Below are 23,586 nucleotides of genomic sequence, written 5' to 3'. Positions count from 1 at the left end.
GGTCTGCCGTGAGTTCCACCCCCGAGGACTCTCTCGAGTCCCTTGCCAAGGCCCGTCGCCTGGTTCTCGCACTGCTGTCGCAGGACCGTCAGCCGACGCCGGACGAGGTACAGAACGCGGTCACCGTCATCTTCGGGATGCTGGCCGGCCAAGGCGAGGTTCTCGACCGTGACCAGCTGGCCAAGGAGATCGAGGTCCTGACGGCGGTCTTCCAGGAGGGCTCCTCCGGGCTGGAGAGCGACAGCGGGCACGAGCCCTGGCTGCCCGAAGCCAAAAACGACCGGGCCTGGGACTTCTGGGAACGCTACCGCCGTTACCTGGAGGACGTCCGGAACCTCCCGCCGCTCGTCGTGCGTCGGCTGGACCAGAGCACGGACGAGGTCCTGAGCCAGCTCGAGGACCCGCGCCGTGTCGGCTCGTGGCGCCGGACGGGCCTGGTGATCGGGCAGGTCCAGTCGGGCAAGACCGGCCAGTACATCGGGCTCGCCGCGAAGGCCGTGGACGCGGGGTACCAGTTCGTGGTGATCCTCGCCGGCATCCACAACGACCTCCGGAGCCAGACCCAGCTCCGTGTCGACGAGGGGCTCCTGGGGTTCGACACCCAGCACCAGCAACGGTCCAACCAGAACGGGAAGTCCCGCCTCATGGGTGCCGGCAGGATGCCGGGCGCCAAGAAGCTCGACATCGCGTCCCCCACCAACAGCTCGGAGAAGGGCGACTTCGGCCGGCAGGCAGCCAACGCCGTCAACTTCCCGCTCGGCCGTTTCCCGGTCGTTCTCGTCGTCAAGAAACACTGGAAGATCCTCGACTACCTACGGACGTGGGTGACCGAGGTCCAGGGCACGGAGGACGAGAGCGGGAACAAGGTCGTACGCGACATCCCGCTGTTCGTCATCGACGACGAGGCGGACAACGCCTCCATCAACACCGAGCGCGATCCCGACGCGGATCCGACCAGGACCAACGGCGCGATCCGTGAGCTCATGAGGAGCTTCGAGAAGTCGGCGTACGTCGGGTACACCGCCACCCCGTTCGCCAACATCTACATCGACCCCGACGTCGACCACGCCGAACTCGGCGCCGACCTCTTTCCAGACAGTTTCATCCGCACCCTGCCCTCTCCGACCAACTACCTCGGTCCGGAGCGGGTGTTCGGTCTGCAAGTCGACAACGACGACGAGGAGGACGTGCCCCCGCTTCCGCTCGTACGCCCCGTGAACGACGCCGAGACGTGGATCCCGAGCAAGCACAAGTCCTCCTTCGTCCCCTCCGACGACCTGCCACGGTCCCTGCGCGAGGCGATCGCCTCGTTCGTCCTCGCCAGCGCGGCACGGCGGGTGCGTGGGCAGACGAAGGTGCACAACTCCATGCTGGTGCACGTCACCCGCTTCACGGCGGTCCAAGGGATCGTCCGCGACCAGGTGGACGACTACCTGCGGCTCCTCGTGGACTCGCTCCGCGACCGGTACGGACAGGCACCGCAGCGCATGGCGGAGTTCCGGACCCTGTGGGAGCGGGACTTCGTCCCCACCACGGACCACTTCCCCGCGGACGAGGCCCGACGCGTCACCTGGGAGGACGTGTCGAGCCAGCTCATGCCCGCGCTACGGAAGATCGTGGTCAAGACGGTCAACGGCGCCTCCCGCGACGCACTCGACTACTACGAGCACCGCAGGACCGGTCTCTCGGTCATCGTGATCGGGGGCCAGAAGCTCTCCCGGGGGCTCACCCTGGAGGGGCTGACGGTCAGCTACTACCTGCGCACGTCCAGCACGTACGACACCCTGCTCCAGATGGGACGCTGGTTCGGATACCGGCCGGGACACGAGGACCTCTGCCGCCTGTACACCACTCCCGATCTGCAGGCGAAGTACATCGAGGTGACTGCCGCGACCGACGAACTGCGTCGTGAGGTCGAGGAGATGGCGGCGTTGAACCTCAGTCCGAGGTACTTCGGCCTGAAGGTCCGCGCCTCGTCTCTGGGTCTCGCCGTCACGGCTGCCAACAAGATGCGCCAGGGCACGAAGGTCATGCTCAGTTACTCCGGGGAGGGGCCGGAGACGGTGATCTTCGACGTCTCCGACGGGGTCCCGGAACACAACCTCAAGGTGCTCGGGGACTTCGTACGCAGGCTCGACGGCCTGGCCACCGCCGACCAGAAGACGGCGGGCGCCAACGTGACGTGGAAGCAGGTGCCCTCCGACGCTGTCGTGGACTTCCTCACCCACTACGAGACCGACCGCATGGCCCAGCGAGTTCGCCCCCGCTTCATCGCGAAGTACATCGAACAGTGCATGGCCGTAGGTGAGCTCCCGCAGTGGACGGTGGTCCTGGTGGGCAAGCAGGCAGCCGAGGACCCGCAGGACATCGCCGGTTACAGCCTGGGGCCCGTGAAACGCTCGGCGCTCAACAATGTCGAGAGCGACGGTCGGTACACGATCCGCCGCCTGCTCAGCCCTCCCGACGAGTACCTCTTCGACCTCGATCCTGACCAGGTGAAAGCCGCCCTGGAAGCTACACAGAGGGCCGCTGCCATCAAGAAGCGGGAGAAGGTGCCCCAGTCGCCTTCGGGAGACCACGTCCGCTGGCAACGCCGGGCCGACCAGGCACTGCTGCTCGTCTACCTGGTCGAACGGCCAGCGGCCGAGGACGGTGGGGCCCGGCCGCCGCTGGTGGGCTTCAAGGCGAGCTTCCCGCGCTCCGAGCACCAGTCCGACACCGAGTACGTCGTCAACGCCATCTGGCAGAAGGAGGGTCTTGACGCCCTCGACGACGGGGAGGACGACGAGTGACCGTCACCGAGTCCGAGTGGCGTGACCTGGAGGCACCCCAGGGTGCCCCGGGTCGTTCCCGTATCCGCCTGCACCCAGACGCCCCGTTGGACGTCTTCCTCTCCGTCTCCCACCCGGCACGGCAGCGCATGCTCGTGCTCAGGGCGGACGCTCGCTCCGCCGACCACATCGTGCGCTCCGTGCGCCAGCTGCCTCGCGCTGCCGGGCTGGAGATGAACGTGAGCGCCGTGTCGCGTCTCGAGTACGAGCTACAGGTGGTCCTCACCGCCGACGAGCTGCGCGAGGTGTTCAACCCGCTCGTCACGGACGTGGCTGACACGGTCCGAGAGGCCCCTGGGGCCGCAGCAGCCCTGACAGCAGCGGTGGAAAGGTTCGAGCGGTGGCAGGACCTCCTTCGCGTCGTCGGCAGAGACGGTCTCGGCCCCGAGGCCCGCCGTGGACTCGTCGGCGAGCTCCTGGTGCTGCGCGACCACATCCTGCCCGTCGTCGGGCCGGCCGAGGCCGTCGACGCGTGGACGGGGCCGAGCGGAGCCAACCAGGACTTCCAACTGCCCGGAGTCGCCGTCGAGGCGAAGGCCAGCACCGCCAAACGACCCCGCAGCATCCGGATCGCCAGCGAGCGCCAGCTGGACGACACCGGCACGCCTGCGCTCCTGTTGGCGTTGGCGATGCTCGACGAACGTCGGGGTGGCTCAGGAGAGAGTCTGAACCGCTTGGTGGACCGCATACGCGAGCAGCTCACGAGCCCCGTCGTCCGAGCCGCCTTCGACGGTCGTCTCGTGCAGGCCGGCTATCTCCCCGGCCAGCAAGACGTCTACGAGGAGCCTCGCTACACCGTTCGCGACCTGCGCTTCTGGCACGTGGGGGAGAATTTCCCGAGACTCGTCGAGGCAGACCTTCCAGAGGGGGTCGGTGAGTGCTCCTACCACGTGAACACCTCGGGACTTGACCACCACCGCGCCACGACCGACGAGGTGACCGCAATGATCGGGGGACCCAATGCCTGAGCTCGACCTGTCCCAGTACGCCCACGACGTCGTCACGGACGTCCAGGCCACCGCCGACGCCGAGGGGACCACCACCCCGGAGACGTTCACCCGGCGCGTGTTCGAGGACCTGGAACGGGCCGGCATCGTGTCCAACACGTTCACCGCCTACCACTCGGCTCGCGGTCATCTCGTGCACGGGTACGGCATCGGGGACTCCGGGGAGTGCCTCGACCTCTTCGTGACCGACTTCGACCTGGACCCGCTGGAGTCCAAACTCACGAAGGGGCAGGCGGAGACCGCGTTCAGGCGCCTGCTGACGTTCGTCCGCCGGTGTCGGGACGGGCTGCGTCAGCACATCGACGAGTCCTTCGACGTGTACGACATGTGCGCGGCAGTGGAGAAGGCGCTCACCGAGGTACGGAGGATCCGGCTCTTCCTGCTCAGCAACCGCGTCGGCACGAGTACCTCCTTCCCGCCCACCGAGTTCGACGGCCTTCCGGTGACCCACGAGGTGTGGGACCTGGCGCGGCTGCACCGCCACGAGACGTCCGGCAGCATCAGCGAGCCCATCGTGGTCACGTTCGATCCTCCGCTGCCCTGCGTCTCGGCACCCAGCAGCGAGCCGGACCACTCGGTGACCATGGCCGTGATCCCCGGCCGGAGACTGGCCGAACTGTACGGGGAGTACGGGACCAGACTTCTCGAGTTGAACGTCCGGTCCTTCCTGCAGGCCCGCGGATCAGTCAACCGAGGAATCAGGGAGACCCTGCTGCACTCACCGGGCAGGTTCCTGGCGTACAACAACGGCATCACGGCGACCGCGTCCCAAGTCGACTTCGTACACGGCCCGGACGGCGCCCCCACGGGCATCTCCCGGGTGCACGGGCTCCAGGTGGTGAACGGCGGTCAGACCACGGCCTCGTTGCACTACGCCTCGAGCCGGGACAAGGCCGACCTGTCTCACGTGACCGTCCAGATGAAGCTGACGGAGGTCTCTCCCGAGCGGCTCTCGGAGATCGTCCCGATGATCTCCGAGTACTCCAACACTCAGAACCGCGTGACGCTCGTCGACTTCAGCTCGAACCACGCGTACCACGTGGCCGTCCAGCGGATCACCCGATCCCTGTGGGCACCGGCGCCGGACGGCAGCGGCCAGGAGACCCACTGGTTCTACGAGAGGGCGCGCGGCCAGTACACCGACGAGGTGGCCAAGGCCCGGACACCGGCGAAGCAACGCACCTTCAAGAAGCTCAACCCGACCAGTCGGAAGTTCACGAAGGCGGACCTCGCGAAGTACGTCAACTCCTGGAGTCTTCTCCCGTTCAGCGTCAGCCGCGGAGCGCAGAAGAACTTCGTCGCGTTCATGGACCGGATCAGCGAGGCGCCCCCTCGGGTCGACGTCCGGTACTGCCAGCGCGTTATAGCCATGGCGGTCCTCTTCAAGGCAGTCGACCGCATCGCGGCGAACCACGAGGCGGGCAGCTACAAGAGCATGATCACGACCTACACCATGGCGCGCTTGGCGCTCGCCACGGAACAGCGCATCGATCTTGACAGGATCTGGCGTGAACAGAGGATCTCGCCGGCCCTCGAAGCCGCCATCGATGATCTGTGCCCCCGGGTCATGCGGGTCGTCACCAGGCCACGTGAGGGCAACCACGTGGGAGAGTGGGCCAAGAAGCCCGCCTGCTGGGACGCCGTCTCCCGCGTGCCCTGGTCCGTTCCTCGCGACTTGGAGGGCGAGCTCCGTGATCACCCGCTGGACGACGAGGCCCTCGCGGGCGGTGCGGAAGGTGACCGCGGGGCGAGCGACGAGGTGACCTCGATCCCGGCGGACGAGTGGTACGCCATCGAGCGATGGGCGAAGGAGACGCACAACCTGGATCCCTCGCAGCGGCAGCTCACGCAGTACGTCGGCCGACGACTCGAACTCGGACAGGAGATCCCCGAGCCACAGGCGGTACAGGCACTGCACGCGCGCAACGAGGCGCTCTCGCTCGGGTTCGTCCCCGGCCCGTAGGTCCGACTCGTCCCGGCCCTCAAAGCTCCCCGCGCTCGAGCAGGTCCCTCATGGCGTCCTCGGCGCGGCGGAGCACGATCCGCCCGTCTCCGTCGCTGAAGGCCAGGAGATCCGCCCCGGGTGCGATGCCCGCCTCCGCGAGCAGGCCGACGGGGAGCTCGACCCGCCCATGATCGTCGACACGGAGCTCTGCTGGTTCACGAAGCATGGGACGAGTGTGGCACCCTCACACCCGTAGGCCGACGACGGGCAGGGGCTGAGGTATGCCAGCACGTGAGGACACCACGAGCGGGGAGTGGGTCAGCACGGAGCTGAGCGGCCATCTGCGCGGTCGGCGCACCCGCGACACGAAACCGGAGGTGGACCTCCGGCGCGCCGTACACCGGCTCGGTTTCCGGTTCCGTCTGCAGCGCAAGGTGGCTGCCCGTTGCACGGCGGACTTCGTCCTGCCCAGGTACGGCGTGGCGGTGTTCGTCGACGGGTGCTTCTGGCACGGTTGTCCTGTGCACGGCCCGAAGACTTTCCGCGGCCCGAACGCGGCCTTGTGGGAAGCGAAGATCGAGACCAACAAGGAGCGCGACCGCCGGAACACCGCAGCAGCCGAGGTCGCCGGCTGGACCGTCGTCCGTTTCTGGGAGTGCGAGATCCGGGCGGACGTCGAGCGCACTGCGCTCAGCGTCGCCCGGCAGTGCGCCCAGACTCACGAGCCTGGGTCGGCACCGTCTCCCGTCCGTGGGTCCCGGTCAACGCGTCCGTGAACAGGTCGCCCGAGACGCTCTCCCGGGCCACGCAGTACTTGCTCAGGGGGCACGCCTCGCAGAGCGGCTCCCTGGCCCGACAGAAGCTGCTTCCGATGAGCCGAAGCGCCGCCATACGCAGAGGCGCGTCCTCGCCAGCTCCGACGAGCTTCACCAAGTCCACTCGACCGTCGCTGAGCCTGTTCGTGCGATCCGAGTCGCTGCCGTGCAGACGGGCTGCGACGCGCAGCGCCCCCTGCCCGACCCACAGGAGATCCTCGCCAACCAGCAGCCGGTAGACCGTCGTCTCCGCCGGCTTCAGCTTCAGCTGCTCGCGGACCTTCTCCTCGTCGCCCCAGACGCTCGGCTGATCGATCACCGCGGTGAGTCGGGCGACCCGGGCCTTCGCCGCCTCGGAGGGTGCCGCCGCAGTAAGTGTCTCGAGCGCGGCTCTGCTCAGGGACGTCTGCCCCCGCACGACCCCGACCATCTCCGCAAGCTGCGCGGGCTGGATCCGGGTCCCGGACAGTATGGCCACGACCGCAGCCTGCAACCCGGACATCTGGTCGCCCGGAAGCTGGTACCAGTCCTCCGACTCACGCCGCTCCTCGGCCCAGGCGGTCAGATCCCTTCGCACCGTGCGCCAGTGCGGCTGGAGTCCGCCCTCGATCGGCTGCTCGTCACTCACGGGGAGCAGGGCCTCCGCCGCAGCCTCACCAAGGAGGGGCGGCACCGCGTTACCAATCTGGCGGAAGGCGTCACTGCGCGTGCCAGCGAAGCGGAACCTGTCCGGGAAGGTCTGCACCCGCGCGGCCTCCCGCACGGTGAGGGTGCGCGGCTGGTCCTGGTCCGGGTGGATGTACCAGTAGCCGTCCTTGGCGATGTGGGCGGTGATCGACCTGCTGAGGTCCGCCCAGTCGAGCTTCTTGTACTTGTCCGTGAAGTGGTTGGCCTTGTAGCGCTGCAGTTCCGGCGAGATCTGCGAGTACAGGGTCCTGGAGTCCATGCTGGAGAAGATCTCCGCGTCGTCCTTCCGGACCCGTCGGGTCATGTGATCCCACACCCGGTCCTTGCGCGCCCACTTACGCATGTCCTGAGCGAACTTGGACAGCTCGGACGGCTCGTCGTACGGCAGTTCGCGCTGCCCGACGCGCTCGGTGGGCACCACAGGCAACACCGGCAGGTCACCGATGGCGTCACGCAGCGTGGTCCGCTGCTCGTGCTCCAGCTCCTGACGCCACGCGAAGCGCTCCACGTCGTTCCTCGCCAGCAGGATCAGTCGCTTCCTGTGCTGCGGAACACCGTACTTCCACGCATCGACGAGACGGACCTGCGTCGCGTAGCCGAGGTCCTCCAACTGCTCCTCGATCGTGCGCACCACGAAGAAGTCGTCACCGAGACCCATATCCGGCACGTTCTCCATGAGGACCGCACGCGGCCGGAGGCGCTTGACGACGTCGAGGTAGGCGCTCCACAGTTCCTTGCGGCGATCATGGGGATCGCGGCCGTGATGCTCTACAAGGCTGCGGATCTTACTCCGACCGGCCCTGCTGAACGGCTGGCAGGGGGGGCCGCCGGCCACCAGATCGATCTTGGCCGGCGCGAGCATCTCGACGAGCCTGTCACGCTCGTCAGGATTACCCAGGTCCATGTGGAGGCTCATGCCCGGGAAGTTCGCAGCATGCGTCTGGAGCGCCCGCTCGTCGAAGTCGACCGCGGCTGCGACCGTCCACCCGGCTCGCTCCAGTCCGAGGCTCAGTCCACCCGCTCCGGAGAAGAGGTCGACGGCCAGACGCTTGTCAGCACCGAAGCCACCGAGCCACTTGCCGAAGTTCTCGGGCTTGCAGCTGTTCCTGTGACGCCTGAGCTCCAGGCAGTCACTCCGCTCCAGAGGCACCCCATAGTGCTGCCTGCGCACCGCGTCAACCTCCATCGGACGAGAAGAACGAGCACCAGGAGATCACACAACCTCTGGCAAGATCAAGAATCCGGCGTCCACCTCGGATGACTGGATCGATTGGGACGCCCCAGGCGCCCCGAGAATATTACGCGGCGCCCACCCCTGCGGCCGAAAGCAGCCCCCGGTAGCTCCATAGAGGGTCAAGCATGCGGACAAACACTGACAAGATCACCAGGAGTCCTTCTATACATGCCACCCCGCAATGGGGCATCGCTCGCGGCAACACAGCGGCTTCCGCCCCGAGGTGAGCCAGCATCCTGCGGTCGGCCGATCCCATGGTCGGACTGGAAGGCCCCCGAACGTTCGGGGAAGAGCCGGAGGGCTACGAACGCTGACGCGAGCCAGGAGCTTCGAGCCACCTGCTGGCGCCCGCTGTTGGCACGAGGTTACCGACCCGGAGATCGAGAGAAGCCTCCCTCCCTCTTGCTAAGTGGAATACCCAGAGCCTCCCGTTGATTGGCTTTCTTGCGGAGATCACGCAGAGGGAGACGCTGGTGACCGACCTGAAGCTGTTCCGGCTGGACACCGACGGCCACAGGACGTCGAGCTGCGCGGTTCCACGGTGACGCTGGAAGTGGAGCTGCAGCGGCGGGTCGAGGCGGGCATGGAGGCCATGCTCGGTATCCGCTTCCTGGCGTCGGAGTACCCGACGGGGCCTTGGCATCGGGGCCGGATCGATTCGCTCGGCTTGGACGAGAACGGCACACCTGCGCTGATCGAGTACAAGAAGGGCGCCGACAGCGGTGTCCTGTCGCAGGCGGTCTCCTACCTGTCGTGGCTGGATTCCGCGCGTCACGAGTTCGAGGCACTGGTCAAGGAGAAGCTGGGCTCCGAGGCCGCCGAGTCGATCGACTGGCGGAACCCTCGGATGGTCTGCATCGCCGCTGGCTTCTCGCACCACGACCGAGTCGCGGTGCACCGTCTGCGCGAGCGGGTCGACCTCGTGCGCTACCGCGTCTTCGAGGGTGGGCTGCTGAGCCTACTACTGATCGAATCCACGCCCGGCTCCACGAGACGGGTCTCACACGGGCGCCAGTGCCGCGAGTGGGAGGTCACGGCTGGCGCCGTCGGCGAAGGCGGGAAGACGTCCGCTCTGGCAACTGCCACCGCGGGTGCGGTTCCTGGCTGCCTGCGGGACCTGTACGCAGAGCTGGACGAGGCCCTCACCGCCTGGGGCGAGGTCGAGGTGGCTCAGCTTCGGCACTACATCGCCTACCGCCGGATGGTGAACGTCGCCTCCGTCATCTTCCGCCCGAAGCACGAGGCGATCCTGGTCTACCTCAAGGTCGACCCGGACACGGTCGAGCTGGAGGAGGGCTTCTCGCGCGACATGCGCGGTATCGGCCACCTCGGGACCGGCGACCTTGAGGTGCGTGTCGCCTCGGCAGCCGACCTGGAGAAGGCCGGACCGCTGATCCGGCGGGCATGCGAGGCGGCCTGACGCAAGAGGAAGGGCGGCTGGTGCGTCGGCTTCTCGATGCACCAGCCGCCCTCATCCGTCTGCGGTCCGTCGGCCCCGGGCCGGTCGCTATCACGCTCATGCCTCCGGTCCAGCCAGGACGAAGTCGTCCTGGGTCAGCTCCGCTCGGAGCCTCGCCTCAGCGACGTCGGCATAATGCGAGGACAGCTCGACCCCCACGAACTGCCGGCCCTCACGCAAGGCGGCGACGCCCGTGGAACCGCTGCCGGTGAAGGGATCGAGGACGGTGCCGTCTTCGGGGCAGATCTGCACGAGCTGCTGCATGATCTCGACCGGCTTCTGAGTTATGTGGACCCGGTCCTTGCGGGGCTGGGAGGCAATGAAGTGGCCGGGCAAGTAGAGGTCCCGGTCCTTTTCAAGGCTGCCCTTGACGCCCCACACGATGAATTCGGCCGACTGCTTAAACCCGCCCTTGCGGGGTCGGCTGGCGGGCTTGATCCAGGGGATCGTGCCGCTCCAGGTCCAGCCCGCCATCTGCAGGGCGTCGGTTGTGGTGGGCTCCTGGCGCCAGTCGGAGAAGACCATGGCGACGGAGTGCTCGGTCGCGGCCCGGTACGCCTCGGTGAGCAGTGCGGTCAGCCAGCTTCGATAGCTCCGCTGGTCGCGGTTCTCGCCGGGGAAGTTCTGCAGGTCGTGCGCCGATCCGGCCGTGACGTACTTGGCGCGGGCGGTGCGGCCGGTGCGGTCCGAGCTGGTGCGTCCGCCGGAGTTGTACGGGGGGTCGGTGATGACGGCGTTGACGCTCTCGTCCGGGAGGGTCTTCAGCACGGTGAGGGCGTCGCCTCGGTGCAGCGTGTAGCTCATGTGCGGGGCCTCTTTCAGGGCACGACGGGACTGGGCCAGCTCCGGAGTGCGGTCAACAGCTAGCGGTCGAAGCGGGGTTGCGCCGGAGGTTAGCGGCGATTTCCGGCCGCACCTAACGAGCCTGTGCCGTGCTTGGGCCCGGGTTCGGCGGTCGTTTGGTGCGGCCGGAATCCCGCTCTACTGTCTCGCCACGTCACCGAGGCGGAGCCCAGCTCCACCCCCGCTGAACCGTGCTGATCCGTGTTGCCGCGTCCAAAAACGTGGGCCGGAAGGCACGTTGCCCCCCGTTCCCGAAGCCGTGAGGAGACCCGGTGCATCGCCTGAGATTACGAGCGCGGCTGGCTGCCGCGCATGACCTGAAACCCGGTGTCCGGGAGCTACCAACTCCCCTGACCCGGGACCGCCCTGAGAGGCGGATTCACATCGGCGCGGTGCCGACGGCTTTGCACGAGAAGTCGGCACCGCGCCTCCTACGAACCGCGAGGAGCCGCTGCGATGCAGCACGCCCTGATACGCCCACGCCCTGACCCAACACCGTTGCCCGGCCGGGCTGTCTGCCCCGGCGAACGGCGCCGGCGATGAAGAAGACCACCGGAGCAGTCGTCGGTCTCTTCGCCTCCGGTCCGCTCCTGCTGGCCGTTCCGATCCTCGCCGTCGGGGCCGGGAGTGCCTCGGCCTCCTGCTCGGCTGGCGGTACACAGGCTGTGGATACCTCAGCCGTCGCCGCTCAGGTGAAGGCGATCCTGGACGGCGGGGGCAAGGGCACGGTCTCCGTGCCGGGCCTGGACGACCCTGCCGAGCAGATCCCCAACGCCAAGACCATCCAGGCCACCGGCGTCGCGATGAACATCCCGGCCCGGGGCCAGATCGTGGCCCTGGCGACCGCCCTGCAGGAGAGCGGCCTGCGAAACCTCACCTACGGCGACCGCGACTCACTGGGCTTGTTCCAGCAGCGACCGTCGCAGGGCTGGGGCACCGCGAACGAGATCCTCGACCCGGTGCACGCCTCGACGAAGTTCTACGAGGCGTTGGAAAAGGTCTCGGGCTGGCAGTCCCTGTCCGTCACCCAGGCAGCCCAGGCGGTGCAGAGGTCTGGCTTCCCGGAGGCCTACGCGAAGTGGGAGCCCTTGGCCACCGCCTTGCAGCAGGCGATCGAGCCTCTGCTGTCGAAGGCCGACGGTACGTCACCGAGCCCTTCGCCCTCCGGCTCGGACAGCACGGCCAGTGCCGCGTCGAGTACCGCGGGCGGCTGTACGGCCGACGGGGACGGCACCGACTTCGGAACCATCCCGCCCGGCGCGGTGCCGACCGGATACAAGATCCCGGCAGACGCTCCGCCCAAGGTCCAGACAGCGATCCGCTGGGCGCTCGGCCAGCTCGGCACCCCGTACCAGTGGGGCGGGAGCTGCACCGACTCCCACGGGAGCGACCCCATGGGCCGCTGCGACTGCTCCTCATTGATGCAGCAGGCGTACAGGGCCGCCGGGGTGACCCTCACGCGGACGACGTACACGCAGGTCAAGGAGGGCAAGCCGGTATCGGTCGACGCTCTCCGGCCCGGTGACCTCGTCTTCACCGAAGGGACTGCCAAAGTCCCGGAACACGTCGGGATGGTCGTCGGTCAGGGCTTGATCGTGCACGCCCCGCGCACCGGCGACGTGGTCCGCCTCGCGACCGTCGCGTCCTGGAAGCCGCGGATTCTCGCGGCCCGCCGAGTCGTCTGACCGGCGCTTCTCCCCCCTCCGCCCCTCCTGCACTGGCGCTTCGCCCCCTCGGGCTTTGGCGTGCACTAAATCGAACTGGAGTTCACAATCATGTACCTCGTCGACAAGGTCGTCCAGCTCGCCTACGACCCCGGGATCAAGCCGAACGAGGGCGGTCTGCCGGGTCTGTCGGTCCTCAAGCAGGTGATGGGCTCGATCAACCTCTTCGGGATCATCGCCGTGGTCGGCGCGCTCGCTGTCAGTGCGGGTGTGTGGGCCTGGGGCCACCACTCCGGCGGCCACCAGGCCGAGGCCAACGGCAAGAAGGGCGTGCTGGTCAGCGCTGGCGCGGCCCTGCTGCTGGGTGCCGCGAACGGCGTGGTGGCGTTCTTCAGCACGCTGGGGAGCCAGGTCCGCTGATGTCTTCCCGCTCTACGAACCCCGGCGTGCGCCGCCGGGCGCTGCTCGGCACCGCTGTCCTGGCGGTGCTCGTCGCCCTCGCCGGCCTGGCCGCCTACCTCACCCGCGACGGCAGGACCTCATCCAAGGCTCCTGCACCGCAGGTGAGTTCGGCTTCCCCCTCCTCCCCGACCGCTTCTGCTTCCGCCTCGTCACGACCGCACGGCAGCCGCGGCGAACTCCCCGTTCCCCCGTCCACGCACGACCCGATCGCCTTCGGCAAGGCGGCAGCCGCGGCGCTGTGGTCGTACGACACCCGCGCCTACTCCCAGCGCGAGCTGGTGGCTGCCCTGCGTGGGTGGCTGACCAGCGAGAAGAAGTACGCCGACACCGCCTCGGTCGACGCGCTCGTCCCCTCGCGCGTGCTGTGGAAGGAGATGGCCGCCAACGGCCAGTTCGCCACCGCCAAGGTGAACGAGGCGCACTTCCCCGACTCGTTCACTCAGGCCCTGCAGGCGGACCCCGGGGCGATCACCACCGCGTACGTCTACGCCGTGACGGTCTCCGGCAAACAGTCGATCGCCTGGAAAGGCTCGTCGCACGGCGGCGCCGAGAACCGCGTCACCACCCTCGCGGTCCAGTGCCGTCCCTCCCAGCCCTGCGCCTTGGCCGGTGTCCTGTCGGCCGTCGCTCCCTGACCCCCGACCCAGAAAGGAGGTACCGCCATGGGAGTCTGCGACTTTCCGCTGATGGACAAGGTCTGCGGCGCCGTCGACTTCGCCACCAACCCCGCCGGGACCGTCACCGACGGCATCGGGGCGTGGATCGCGAAGTCAGCGGGTGAGCTGGCCGCCAGCGCGGCCGATCTCGCCGCCAGGGCCGTCAACGAGACCACCGCCATCGATCTCAACGCCGGTTGGTTCCGGGACAACTACGAGCTGCTGTTGCCCATCGGTCTCGCCTTGACCGTCGGCACGTTCTGCATCCAGTTGATGCTCGCGGCCTGGCGTCGGGACGAACGCGCACTTGCCCAGGCCGCGATCGGCACGATGACCGGCGTCCTCTTCTCCTTCTGCGCCGTCGCCTTCACCTCCGTCGCCATCACGGTGGTCGACGCCCTGTCCGACGGCCTGTTCCAAGCGGCCAACAGCTCGGTGGACGACGCGATCCGCCGCGTCATCAAGGTCAACCAGTTGGGGCCGATGTACGCCCTCGGCTGGACCATCCCATCCCTGGTCGCCTTCGGCTGCGCGATCGGCGCGTTCATGTACTGGGGCGTGATGGTCGCCCGCAAGGTCGGCGTCCTGATCATGGTCGCCCTCGCCGTCTTCGCCGGAGCCGGTGGTGGCTGGGAGGTTGCCAAGCGCTGGAGGAGGGGGTGGATCGAGGCAACCGCGACCCTGGTCGTGTCGAAGCTGCTGATGACCGTGGTTTTCCTGATCGGCGTCTCGGCCATGGGCAAGTCCGACGCCACGGACGGCATGGCCGCCCTCTCCGACGCGATGGCCGGCATCGTCGTGATGGTCCTGGTCCTGCTCTGCCCGTACGCCACGTACAAGTTCGTCCACTGGGCGAGTGACGGCGGCGGACACGACGACCTGCACCGTACCGGCGTCGCCGGCATGGCGGTCGCCGCGGGCGCGGCGAAGACCGCGGGCAGCCTCGCGATGCAGGCCAGCACCGGCACTCCCGCTCCGCAGGGGCCGAGCAAGGTCCCCGGCGCGGGCAGCGACGGTGTCGCCTCCGGCATCAACCCCACCGGCGGCAACCTGAGCAAGGAGGGCATCGACGCCGGACCTCCGAAGCCGCAGACCCGCTTCCGTTACGGCGAGGACCCGAACGCCTCCGGCGACAAGGGCCGCGCCCTGATCCAGCGCCCCGGCATCCCCGCGCTGATCACACGGCCTGCCGACAGCGAAGCAGGAGGCTCCGAGGGCGCTCCCTCCGCCCCTCAGCCCGCTGGCGCGTCGATTCCGGGCAGCAGCTTGACCCGCGTAGGTGCCGTTCCGCCCGGCGGTCCCGCCGCACCACCGCCGCCCTCCACCGGTCCGTCGGCGACCGGCTCCCCGACTCCGACGAACTGGGTCTACCCCGACCAGCCGCCGTCGGGGCCCTGACCCACCACCGAGGGGGCGGGCTGCTTCCCTCCAGCCCACCCCTCCCTCGACCACCCGAAACGGAGTCCTGCCGTGTCCTCCAGAAGAGCGCGCCTGGCCTTCCCGCCCCTTCCCGCCCGCTCCCACTGTCTGGAACCGCCATGTCTGACAACCGCCAGGCCGAAGCCACCACGGCCACCGTGAAGTTCCCGCACCGCAGCAGGCGCGGCATCCTGCTCGGCCTCACCGCCCCGCAACTGATCGTCGTGAGCCTCACCGGCCTGCTCCTGCTCGCCGTGATCCTCGCCCGTGGCGTGGTCGGTGCTCTCGAACTCATCCCGCTGTGGGCCGGCATCGCCCTGCTCGTCTTCGTTCGCTACCGAGGCCGGGCCCTGGCCGACTGGGCGCCGATCGTCACCCGGTACGCGCTCCGCCGGATGCGGGGCCAGCTGATCTGGCTGTGTTGGCCCTCCCGCCGCCCGGTCCGCGAAGGACTCCTCCACCTGCCCGGTACCGCCGCCAGCCTGCGCGTGGTCACCGCGCCCGACCGCCGATACGGCGCGGTCCACGATCCCCACGCCGGCACGCTGACCGCCGTCGTCAAGGTGTCCTCCCGCGCCTACGCGCTGCTCGACCCGGGCACCCAGAACGCCAACGTCAACGGCTGGGGCCGTGCCCTCGCCGCACTGGCCCGCACCGGCCAGGTCGCCCGGATCCAGGTGATCGAGCGCACCGTGCCGGACTCCGGTGACGCCCTTCGCCGGTACTGGGAGGAGCACGGCCGGCCCGATGCCCCGGTGGCCGGCCAGGTCTACAGCGAGCTGATCCAGAGCGCCGGCCCGGCCGCTGCTCCGCACGAGACGTACGTCGCCATCTCGCTGGACGCCAAGGCCGCGCGACGCCTGATCAACCAGGCCGGTGGCGGTCTGACCGGGTCCTTCAGCGTCCTGGCGCAGTTGACCTCGACCTTCGACCAGGCCGCACGCACCGCCGGGCTCAACCCCACCGGCTGGCTCACCGCCCCCGAGATCGCGGCAGTCGTACGAACGGCATACGACCCCAAGGCCCTTTCCGCACTGGACCGTTGGTCCTCCTCCGGGCGCCCCGAGGCCGACGCGGCCGCGGCCGGCCCGGTCGTGGTCGTCGAGACGTCGGACCACATCGCGACCGACTCCGCCGTCCACTGCACGTACTGGGTGGAGAACTGGCCCCGCACCGAGACGTCGGCGGGCTTCCTGCACCAGCTGCTGTTCACCGCCGGAGTGCGGCGGACCCTGTCGCTGTCGTACGAGCCGAAGGGGCTGGACGCCGCCCTGCGTGATGTCCAGCGCAAGAAGGCCAGTGTGATCGCGGACGCGGCCGAGCGGGCGCGGCGTGGTCAGGTCGACTCCGAAGCGGACTCCATCGAGTACCAGGACATCAAGTCCCGTGAGCGCCAGCTCATCGCCGGCCACGCGGATGTCGCCCTGACGGGCCTGCTGACCGTCTCGGCCGACTCCGAGGAGGAGCTTCGTTTGGCCTGCGCGGTCGTGGAGACCGCGGCGGTCGGCGCGCAGCTCGACCTCAGGCCGCTCACCTGGCAGCAGGCCGAGGCGTTCACCGTCGCCGCCGTGCCGCTCGCCCTCGCCGTCTGATGTCGGCCCTCCTCCCTTCCGAAAGAGCGCCCCCATGTCCCGCACCGCCAGCCCGACCGCGCAGGACTTCGTGCCCTTCGCCACCGCCGCGCTCGACTTCCACCGCGCGCTCAACGTGCCAGGCGGTCCTCTCGTCACCACCCGCGCCGAACTGGACGCCCTGCACGCCCATCTCGTCTCGTTGCACGGCCTGCTCGATGCCCACGCCGCCCGCACGGGCCGGCTCACGCCGATCGAGGGCGACCAGCTCAGCGCCGCCCGCACCCGGGTCTGGCAGGCCGCCGACCATGTCCACGCCGCCTACCACGCGGCTCCCCGGCCCGGTTCCGGTGAGGTCCCCGACCGCGAGGCGTGCCAGGTCGGCCTGCCGGAAGGCGCACCGGAGCTGACCATCTGCCAGCGCCACCAGCGCACCGCGCACCTGGTCCGACGCCGTACCACTCGGGCCGACCTCCACGCTCCGTTCACCGGTCTCGTCCGCCACTGACCCTGCCTTCCGTCTGGAGAATCGTTCATGCCCCGTACTCGCGCCAGCGCCTCCCCCTTGTTCGTTCCCCGCAAGTCGTCGCGGGCCGAGCAGCGCGCCGCCCGCGCCGGTTTCGCCGAGGCCCGGCGCCAGGCCCGCCTCGCAGGGACCCCGCCCAAGCGCCGCGACGAGGCGACCCTCGACCCGGAGCTGCGGCCGACCTATCCGCCGCCCGGACGCCCCGGCCCGGCCTCGGCACGAGGTGGCAAGCTCAACCTGCCTGCCCACCGGATGACCACCGCCACCGTGTCCGGGGCCTACCCCTTCCTCGCCGAGGGCGGACTGGGCGCGGAGGGCATCTTCATCGGCCGTGACGTCCACGCGGAGGCCGCGTTCTGCTACGACCCGTTCTCGCTGTACAGCAGCGGCCGGGTCGAGGGCTTCACCAACCCCAACGCGGTCCTGGCCGGGATCATCGGCATGGGCAAGTCCGCGCTGGCCAAGTCCATCGCCACCCGGGCGATCGCCCACGGTTACCGGGTCTACGTGCCCTGCGACCCCAAGGGCGAGTGGACGGCCGTCGCACAGGCTCTCGGCGGCTACAGCATCGCGCTGGGGCCGGGGCTCCCTGGCAGGCTGAACCCCCTGGATGCCCCGGCCCGGCCCGCCTCGGTGAGCGAGGACGACTGGTCAACGGAGGTCCGCAAGCGCCGTCTTCTACTCCTGGCCGGTCTCGCGCGCACCGTGCTGAAGCGCGATCTCCAGCCGATGGAACACACGGCTCTCGATCTCGCGCTGGATCTGGTCGTCACTGAAGCCGAGGCCAACGGCACCGTGCCCCTGCTCGGCAGGATCGCGCACACCCTCGGCTCACCCGAGCACCTTGACCGGGCTCTCGGCGACCAGGCCGGGCGTATGGGGGCCGCAGCGCAGGACCTCGCGCATGCCCTGCGCCGTCTGGTCCACGGCGACTTGAGCGGCATGTTCGACGCGCCCTCGACCGTGGCCTTCGACCCGACCACCCCGATGCTGTCCATCGACCTCTCCCGCCTGGGCGGCTCGGGCGACGACACCGCGCTGGTCCTCGCGATGACCTGCGCGAGCGCCTGGATGGAGTCCGCGCTCGCCGACCCGGACGGCGGCCGACGCTGGGTGATCTACGACGAGGCGTGGCGCGTGATGCGGCACGTCGGCCTGCTGGAGCGCATGCAGAGCCAGTGGAAGCTCAGCCGGGGGCTCGGTATCGCCAACCTGATGGTCATCCACCGCCTCAGCGATCTACTGAGCGCGGGCGACGCCGGCTCACGCGGCCGGGTGCTGGCCGAGGGCCTCCTCGCCGACTGTTCCACCCGCATCATCTACCGCCAGGAGCCCGACCAGCTCGCCGCAGCCGCGTCGCTGCTCGGCCTGACCGGTATCGAGACCCAGGCCGTGTCCGCCCTGACCAAGGGCCGGGGCCTGTGGAAAGTCGCAGGTCGGAGCTTCATCACACAGCACATCCTGCATCCGGCCGAGCGCGAACTGTTCGACACGGACGCCCGGATGCATGCAGACCCCCGCGAGTTCACCGCAACTGTCGGGTCCTCAGTTCCTGGACTGATCAGGGAGGCGCGGCAGTGAGCCCCCGTGAGGTCTCGGGTTCCCGGTCCGGGCTCGCCCCCGGTCTCCGGCTCGGTGCGGTCGAGGACGCCGCCCCGCTCCAGCGCCACCCGACGACCGGCCCGGCCACGAATCCGGGCAGCGGCTCGCCGACAACTGACGGGAACGACTGCCTCCGCCGCAGCCCGAGCCGAGGAGTTCACCGACCTGTTCCGCGAGGCCGTCACGGAGGACTTCGGCGCCGTGGCCCGCCTGCACCAGATGCTCGAGACCGCCTCCGAGTGGTGTCGCGTCCACGGTGCCCGAAGCAGCGCGTCCGAGTTGGACGCCATCGCCTCCCGGTTGACCGACCTCGGCGAGGAGTTGCATCTCGTCGCGGAGAACGTCGACCACGAGATCCACTCCCGGGCGCACCAAGCGGCGGCAGCAGCCCGTCTCTCGCCAGCGGCGTCGGCCCGGGGAACTTCCCCCGGCCAGCGGAACGACGCTCCATCTCCGGTCCCACCATCCGTCACGCGCCCGCTCCCGCGTTCGCGGTGAGGCACCCGTACAGAAACGAGTAACGAACATGCCCGCCTCTCCCGACTCCTCCGCCACCCCTGACTGCCAACCGCAAGACGCTGACGAACGAGCAGCATGGCGGGCGCGTGTCCAGGCCCTGGCCTCTGCCGCCGACGGCATCAGGCAGGCTTCGGACCAGTGGGACGCGGTCTCCGACTCGTACTGCGACGAGGACGGCTGGCCCGTCGACGAGACCGGCTACGCCGACGGCAAGGTGGCCCGGGACGCCGCCGCCTGGGAGCACGTCGAGACCTTCCTGGCCCACGGCCCCGAAGTCCTCGCCGGTGTCCGGGCCGCCGCGCAACCGGCCGACTACATGGACGGCCCGATCAGCGCCGACCTGCTGCGCCTGCGCGGGATCGACTCCGTACTGGAGCGAGCAGGCGAGATCCGCCACGAGTGGGATCAGGTCATCGCACTCATGGAGGGGTCGATGCCCGGGTCGCGGGAGCTCTACGAGGAACGAGCCCGCGAGATCCGCAACTCCGAAGGCTGGCACTACGCCGACGAACTCAGCTACAGCGGAGCGGCGTTGGCCAGGGCTGCCCATCACCTGACCGACCGGATCGGCGATGGCCAGTCCGCGCACACCGGGCGTGTCCAGGCGGCCCTGGCCCGATCCACCGGCCAGCACGGTGCCTCCGCCGCTTCGCCGCCCGCCTCGGCGGCGTCCGACCCCCCTGTCGCGCGGCGCTCGCGCTGAAGCCTCTAGCACTGACGTCCGGCGAGGCCAAACCGTCCGATCGCCGGATCCTCGACGAACGCCACCACCCTCACAGTCCCCGCCCGGCTGCGGCTTCCCGCCGCCGTCGACCGCTGGGGACGGCCGGCCACGGAGAAGCCCACATGCGCCCCGATCAGACCCTGGTCACCCTCCAGCGGGAGGGCACACGCATCACGGCGCGCACCAGCGAACCCTTCATCCAGGAAGCCACCGCTGGCACGTCGGAGCATGACCACCCGTACAGCCACCTGACCACGCCGCTTCGGCAGCGCGGGCTGTCCTGCACCGTCGAGTACGGCCTCAGCGACCACATCGTCCACGCCGAACTTCCCGACGGCAGCACCCTGATCATCTCTCCGCCCCAGGAACCACCCACCGACCACCCACCCGGGTACTCGGTGAGCTGGTTGGTGACCCGCGGGCACCCCGACGACTCCACTCTCCACGAAGTGATCTACGACTCGGAGCCCGACGGTCCCCACGCCCGACACGGCGGCAGCATCCCCCGACTGCTCGCCGCCATCGACACTCGCCTGGACCAGCTCGGCCTGCCGCCCCGGCCGGAACCACGGCGACCTGCCCATGAGAGCGGCGCCGACGCGGTGCTCCACCGTGCGGGCTTCGTCCCCGTCGTGCTGTTCCGCGAGCGCTTCCACCGGCTGCCCTCCGCCATGACCGACCCGGCCGAGCAGCGACAGATGGTGACCCGGGCCTTCGACATGCTTCAGGCCGAGGGCTTCGACGTCTCGTGCGATCCCGGCCTCCTCGACCCCAGCCTGCCGCCTCCTGGCCATCAGGGGCTCAGCCTCGGGGACCGGCTCGGCCATCTGACCCAGTCCATCCAGTCGGCGGCGCACACGGGCGAAGTCGTCTCCGCGCTGAGCGAGCTGACCGCTCCCGGTGACGGCGTTCTCCAGCGCGTCGTGGAGTCCCTCAACACGACGGCCGACTGGTGGGAGGGCCTGGGCGAACCCGCTGATCCCCACTACGCGAACCGGTTGCGATACATAGCCCAGAAGCTCGACTCCTACGCGTTGGACATTCGGTCCATGCGCGGCGTCCTAGCCGACCGGCACACCGACCACCCCGACAGGCTCCAGGCCCGGCTGGACCAGCTCGCCCCGGAGGAACCGGCGGCGTCCCGGGTCGCCGCCGCTCTCGCGGTCTCGCCGACCACACGGCGCACGACCCCAACCACGCCGCCGTCAGCTTCAGCCGCACCTCCCTCCCTGCCTCCCGCCCGGCCCTCCTCCGCACCCGGTCGCTGATCGCTGCCCAGCTTGGAGCCCGCCATGCCCCGGACCAGCAGAAACGTCCCCGGCCACTACCGCCCCGCTCCCCCTGCGCCCATCGGATGGATCCGCCATGCCCACCCCCGAGCACGACCCGCTTCCCGACATCGCGGTCGGCCGCCACCCCGACTTCGGCATCGTCGCCGCCAACCCCAAGCAACTGGCAGCAAGCACCCGGATGTTGAAGGGATTCGACTTCCACCCCGTCCCCGACCACCCCAACCTGTACGCGCTGGCCAACCAGCAGCGTGATGGGGAGGGCCGCGCCACCCGAGCCGTCGCGCTGCTGCGCAAGGCCGGCTACCGAGTCGACGTGGACGCCGCGTTCGACCCCTCGCTGACCTCTGGACCAGCGCCCGCCCGTGGCCGACCCTCGCGCGTCGAGCCGGACGTCGCGTTCGCCGAGCATCCGCAGCTCGGCGTGGTCGCCGCCACCGCCGACGGTACCTCCGCTCTCGGCGGCCCACTCATCCTGGAAGAGCACGGCTGGCGGCACAACCCAAGCCTGGACATCTACACGCTGCCCACCACCACCGACCGCAGCGAGGCACTCGACAAGGTCGCCACCGCCACGCTGGCGATGCACCGGTCCGACCTCCAGGTGGCTGTGCAGCCCATCCTCGCCCAGGACGTAGCCGCGCGCCGCTCACCCGCGCCCACGACGGGAGCGCGCCACCAGCGCAGCCAGGGCTTCACCACTCGCAAGTTCCCCATCAGCGCCGCCGCGCTCGCCGCCAGTCCCACCCGCGCAAGCCTGCCGGGTAAGGCACCGGTGGCCGTGCCCGCCGCCTCCGGCCCGGCGGGCCCGCCCGGTGGACCCGCGCATCGCGTTCTCGGGGTGTCGCCGAGGTGAGCCCAGAAGCCGCCAATAGTTGATCTTGTGAGTCCTCGTTGGCGGAGCCGTCACCCGGTCAGCTCAGTGTCGTTGGTGTGATGTTGGGCTTTCGTCGTGGGCCGGGTGGGGATCTTGACCTCGATCGAGCGGACCGCGTACCCGCGGTTCAAGCGGCTGATCACCGCGCATGAGCTGTATCTGTTCTTCTCGCCGACGCGGGAGGAGGCGGCGTGGGCCGCTGAGCGGATGGACGCTGACGGCCATCAGCTCGCGCTGCTGCTGGCGCTGAAGTCGTATCAGCGGATGGGGCGGTTCCCGAAGGCGGACGAGTACCCGGAGATGGTGGTCGACTTCGTCCGTCGTGCGGTGGAGCTGCCGTCTCCGGGACGGTCAGCCCCCGCCGTCGGCCGGAGTGATGAGGCAGGGAGAACTTCACGTCGCATGTGAAAGCCGATGCACGGCCGCAGGCGCTGAGTTCCGGAACGCCCTCACCGAGTTCCGCGCAGAACGCCACCGTCACCATGCCGCCCTGGCCCAGATCAAGGAGGCCCAGACCCGCAGGTCCGCATTGCCGGCCCAGATCGACCAGCCCGAAGCGGAGATCGGAGACCTCCTCGTCGAGGACCTCCGCAGGGACCTTGGCGAGGACGGCGCGGAGTATGCGGGGCGTCGGCGGCCTGGCGCGTCCCCGCTGGCCTGCCCGATCGTTGGAAGAGGCGGGGCTGGGCCGGGAGAGCCTGGCCGCGGATCGAGGAGGGGACGCCGTGGCGCGTTCGTTGGGTGTGTCGCTGGCCGAGGCGTATCCGCAGGTCGCCGCGATGTGGTTGCAGGAGCGCAACGGGGGGGCTGACCCCGGCGAAGGCAACACCGAAGATGCAGGTGGCGGTGTGGTGGCGGTGCGCGGCCGGACACGAGTGGGAAGAGAACATCTCCAACCGCACCGCGATGCCGAAGTGGAAGAACGGCGACGTCGCGGCCTGCCGTGAGTGCGTCGGCTACAAGGTCTCCTACTCCTATCCGGACTGCGGGCACACCGCGATGGTCACCCCGGAGGCCGCGGCGAAGAAGCGGGGACGCTGCTGGAAGTGCTCCCAGGAGTGGTGGCAGGCCAACGAGAAGCGCCTGAAGAAGGAGCTGTCCACCGCCGCGAAGGCCGCCGCCGGGCGTGCGGGCAAGCTGCTGGACGGCGTCCCCGTACCCGCCGACGTCCCGGAGCCGCTGGTCACCGAGTGGCGGTGGTGGGCGGCCAAGAACCTCCAGGGCGCCATCGCAGCCGAGGAGCAGATGGGCAGGGAAGGCCGCACCGACGAGGTCCTGGCCCAGGTCACCGAGATGGCGGCCCGGCTGCTGCCGACGAAGGAGGCGGCCGGGCGTGCGGCGGCCGACGGCGGGGTGCGGCTCCTAGACGAGTCTTTCCGAACACGTTTAGTGGTCGTAGGCGGTCAGTGAGCGGCTGACCGCCTGGCCTGTCTGGAAGTTGTGCCAGATCGCGGCG

The 23,586-nt window shown here is 69.5% G+C and carries 20 protein-coding genes; 17 read left to right on the top strand and 3 right to left on the bottom strand.

Features of this window, described 5'->3' with window-relative positions; translation table 11 throughout:
* Nucleotides 1-8 precede the first annotated feature (8 nt).
* From ACZ4Z2_RS12780 to ACZ4Z2_RS12770, 3 genes are read left to right on the top strand one after another with little or no spacing between them, the layout of a single operon-like run.
* Complete coding sequence (locus tag ACZ4Z2_RS12780) at nt 9-2,792, top strand: Z1 domain-containing protein (protein ID WP_468075159.1); 2,784 nt, start codon at nt 9-11, stop codon at nt 2,790-2,792.
* Complete coding sequence (locus ACZ4Z2_RS12775; protein WP_468075157.1) at nt 2,789-3,799, top strand: PD-(D/E)XK motif protein; 1,011 nt, start codon at nt 2,789-2,791, stop codon at nt 3,797-3,799. The genes ACZ4Z2_RS12780 and ACZ4Z2_RS12775 overlap by 4 nt, the downstream gene beginning before the upstream one ends.
* A complete protein-coding gene (locus ACZ4Z2_RS12770; protein WP_468075155.1) occupies nt 3,792-5,801 on the top strand; it encodes an AIPR family protein in 2,010 nt (669 codons plus the stop codon). The genes ACZ4Z2_RS12775 and ACZ4Z2_RS12770 overlap by 8 nt, the downstream gene beginning before the upstream one ends.
* A 19-nt stretch (nt 5,802-5,820) precedes the next feature.
* Here the strand turns inward: ACZ4Z2_RS12770 and ACZ4Z2_RS12765 are convergent, their stop codons facing one another.
* Nucleotides 5,821-6,009: an AbrB/MazE/SpoVT family DNA-binding domain-containing protein gene (locus tag ACZ4Z2_RS12765; protein ID WP_132850658.1), complete on the bottom strand. Its 189-nt coding sequence runs from the start codon at nt 6,007-6,009 to the stop codon at nt 5,821-5,823.
* Nucleotides 6,010-6,064: 55 nt separating this feature from the next.
* On the opposite strand from ACZ4Z2_RS12765, the gene ACZ4Z2_RS12760 reads away from it, so the two are divergent.
* Nucleotides 6,065-6,559, top strand: coding sequence for a very short patch repair endonuclease (locus tag ACZ4Z2_RS12760; protein ID WP_468075153.1), 495 nt, complete (start codon nt 6,065-6,067; stop codon nt 6,557-6,559).
* Here ACZ4Z2_RS12760 and ACZ4Z2_RS12755 read toward each other — a convergent pair.
* Nucleotides 6,474-8,471 (bottom strand): DNA cytosine methyltransferase, encoded by a 1,998-nt coding sequence (locus ACZ4Z2_RS12755; protein ID WP_468075151.1) that lies wholly within the window; start codon nt 8,469-8,471, stop codon nt 6,474-6,476. The two genes, ACZ4Z2_RS12760 and ACZ4Z2_RS12755, sit on opposite strands and share 86 nt — an antisense overlap.
* Before the next feature lie 589 nt (nt 8,472-9,060).
* Here ACZ4Z2_RS12755 and ACZ4Z2_RS12750 point away from each other — a divergent pair.
* Nucleotides 9,061-9,939 (top strand): DUF5655 domain-containing protein, encoded by an 879-nt coding sequence (locus ACZ4Z2_RS12750; RefSeq protein ID WP_468075149.1) that lies wholly within the window; start codon nt 9,061-9,063, stop codon nt 9,937-9,939.
* A gap of 96 nt (nt 9,940-10,035) precedes the next feature.
* Here ACZ4Z2_RS12750 and ACZ4Z2_RS12745 read toward each other — a convergent pair whose 3' ends face one another.
* The gene (locus ACZ4Z2_RS12745) at nt 10,036-10,782 is read right to left on the bottom strand and encodes a DNA-methyltransferase (protein ID WP_468075147.1); all 747 of its coding nucleotides are present in this window, start codon (nt 10,780-10,782) and stop codon (nt 10,036-10,038) included.
* Between the two features lie 578 nt (nt 10,783-11,360).
* On the opposite strand from ACZ4Z2_RS12745, the gene ACZ4Z2_RS12740 reads away from it, so the two are divergent.
* From ACZ4Z2_RS12740 to ACZ4Z2_RS12685, 12 genes are all read left to right on the top strand, one after another.
* A complete protein-coding gene (locus ACZ4Z2_RS12740) occupies nt 11,361-12,506 on the top strand; it encodes a C40 family peptidase (protein WP_468075145.1) in 1,146 nt (381 codons plus the stop codon).
* Between the two features lie 90 nt (nt 12,507-12,596).
* Nucleotides 12,597-12,905 carry a DUF6112 family protein gene (locus tag ACZ4Z2_RS12735; RefSeq protein WP_046913952.1) on the top strand — a complete coding sequence of 103 codons (309 nt, stop codon included), beginning with the start codon at nt 12,597-12,599 and terminating at the stop codon, nt 12,903-12,905.
* Nucleotides 12,905-13,582, top strand: coding sequence for a hypothetical protein (locus ACZ4Z2_RS12730; RefSeq protein WP_468075143.1), 678 nt, complete (start codon nt 12,905-12,907; stop codon nt 13,580-13,582). Before ACZ4Z2_RS12735 ends, ACZ4Z2_RS12730 begins: the two co-directional genes overlap by 1 nt.
* 27 nt (nt 13,583-13,609) lie before the next feature.
* Complete coding sequence (locus tag ACZ4Z2_RS12725; RefSeq protein ID WP_468075141.1) at nt 13,610-15,001, top strand: SCO6881 family protein; 1,392 nt, start codon at nt 13,610-13,612, stop codon at nt 14,999-15,001.
* Between the two features lie 140 nt (nt 15,002-15,141).
* Nucleotides 15,142-16,614 carry an SCO6880 family protein gene (locus ACZ4Z2_RS12720; RefSeq protein ID WP_468075139.1) on the top strand — a complete coding sequence of 491 codons (1,473 nt, stop codon included), beginning with the start codon at nt 15,142-15,144 and terminating at the stop codon, nt 16,612-16,614.
* A 34-nt stretch (nt 16,615-16,648) separates the two neighbouring features.
* The gene (locus ACZ4Z2_RS12715) at nt 16,649-17,101 is read left to right on the top strand and encodes a DUF6238 family protein (RefSeq protein ID WP_468075137.1); all 453 of its coding nucleotides are present in this window, start codon (nt 16,649-16,651) and stop codon (nt 17,099-17,101) included.
* Nucleotides 17,102-17,128: 27 nt separating this feature from the next.
* The gene (locus ACZ4Z2_RS12710) at nt 17,129-18,700 is read left to right on the top strand and encodes an ATP-binding protein (RefSeq protein ID WP_468075135.1); all 1,572 of its coding nucleotides are present in this window, start codon (nt 17,129-17,131) and stop codon (nt 18,698-18,700) included.
* Between the two features lie 547 nt (nt 18,701-19,247).
* Nucleotides 19,248-19,943, top strand: a complete 696-nt coding sequence (locus ACZ4Z2_RS12705) for a hypothetical protein (protein WP_468075133.1) — start codon at nt 19,248-19,250, stop codon at nt 19,941-19,943.
* A 143-nt stretch (nt 19,944-20,086) separates the two neighbouring features.
* On the top strand, nt 20,087-21,232 hold the full coding sequence (locus ACZ4Z2_RS12700) for a hypothetical protein (RefSeq protein WP_468075131.1): 1,146 nt from the start codon (nt 20,087-20,089) through the stop codon (nt 21,230-21,232).
* A gap of 97 nt (nt 21,233-21,329) precedes the next feature.
* On the top strand, nt 21,330-22,109 hold the full coding sequence (locus tag ACZ4Z2_RS12695; protein ID WP_468075129.1) for a hypothetical protein: 780 nt from the start codon (nt 21,330-21,332) through the stop codon (nt 22,107-22,109).
* A 114-nt stretch (nt 22,110-22,223) separates the two neighbouring features.
* Entirely contained in the window at nt 22,224-22,538 is a 315-nt protein-coding gene (locus ACZ4Z2_RS12690; protein ID WP_468075127.1) for a DUF4158 domain-containing protein, read from the top strand.
* Between the two features lie 333 nt (nt 22,539-22,871).
* Complete coding sequence (locus ACZ4Z2_RS12685; RefSeq protein WP_468075125.1) at nt 22,872-23,540, top strand: zinc-ribbon domain-containing protein; 669 nt, start codon at nt 22,872-22,874, stop codon at nt 23,538-23,540.
* Nucleotides 23,541-23,586: the final 46 nt, after the last annotated feature.

The organism is Streptomyces sp. NPDC030183, from assembly GCF_055573455.1.
The sequence above is the reverse complement of the archived record's forward strand: the minus strand, read 5'-3'. Positions and strand labels throughout refer to the sequence as shown.

Coding starts and splice junctions, on each gene's coding strand:
- ACZ4Z2_RS12730 (WP_468075143.1), top strand. CDS start 12,905: ATGTCTTCCCGCTCTACGAACCCCGGCGTGCGCCGCCGGGCGCTGCTC.
- ACZ4Z2_RS12740 (WP_468075145.1), top strand. CDS start 11,361: ATGAAGAAGACCACCGGAGCAGTCGTCGGTCTCTTCGCCTCCGGTCCG.
- ACZ4Z2_RS12720 (WP_468075139.1), top strand. CDS start 15,142: ATGTCTGACAACCGCCAGGCCGAAGCCACCACGGCCACCGTGAAGTTC.
- ACZ4Z2_RS12695 (WP_468075129.1), top strand. CDS start 21,330: ATGCCCACCCCCGAGCACGACCCGCTTCCCGACATCGCGGTCGGCCGC.
- ACZ4Z2_RS12755 (WP_468075151.1), bottom strand. CDS start 8,471: ATGGAGGTTGACGCGGTGCGCAGGCAGCACTATGGGGTGCCTCTGGAG.
- ACZ4Z2_RS12770 (WP_468075155.1), top strand. CDS start 3,792: ATGCCTGAGCTCGACCTGTCCCAGTACGCCCACGACGTCGTCACGGAC.
- ACZ4Z2_RS12715 (WP_468075137.1), top strand. CDS start 16,649: ATGTCCCGCACCGCCAGCCCGACCGCGCAGGACTTCGTGCCCTTCGCC.
- ACZ4Z2_RS12765 (WP_132850658.1), bottom strand. CDS start 6,009: ATGCTTCGTGAACCAGCAGAGCTCCGTGTCGACGATCATGGGCGGGTC.
- ACZ4Z2_RS12700 (WP_468075131.1), top strand. CDS start 20,087: ATGCGCCCCGATCAGACCCTGGTCACCCTCCAGCGGGAGGGCACACGC.
- ACZ4Z2_RS12760 (WP_468075153.1), top strand. CDS start 6,065: ATGCCAGCACGTGAGGACACCACGAGCGGGGAGTGGGTCAGCACGGAG.
- ACZ4Z2_RS12725 (WP_468075141.1), top strand. CDS start 13,610: ATGGGAGTCTGCGACTTTCCGCTGATGGACAAGGTCTGCGGCGCCGTC.
- ACZ4Z2_RS12735 (WP_046913952.1), top strand. CDS start 12,597: ATGTACCTCGTCGACAAGGTCGTCCAGCTCGCCTACGACCCCGGGATC.
- ACZ4Z2_RS12745 (WP_468075147.1), bottom strand. CDS start 10,782: ATGAGCTACACGCTGCACCGAGGCGACGCCCTCACCGTGCTGAAGACC.
- ACZ4Z2_RS12710 (WP_468075135.1), top strand. CDS start 17,129: ATGCCCCGTACTCGCGCCAGCGCCTCCCCCTTGTTCGTTCCCCGCAAG.
- ACZ4Z2_RS12705 (WP_468075133.1), top strand. CDS start 19,248: ATGCCCGCCTCTCCCGACTCCTCCGCCACCCCTGACTGCCAACCGCAA.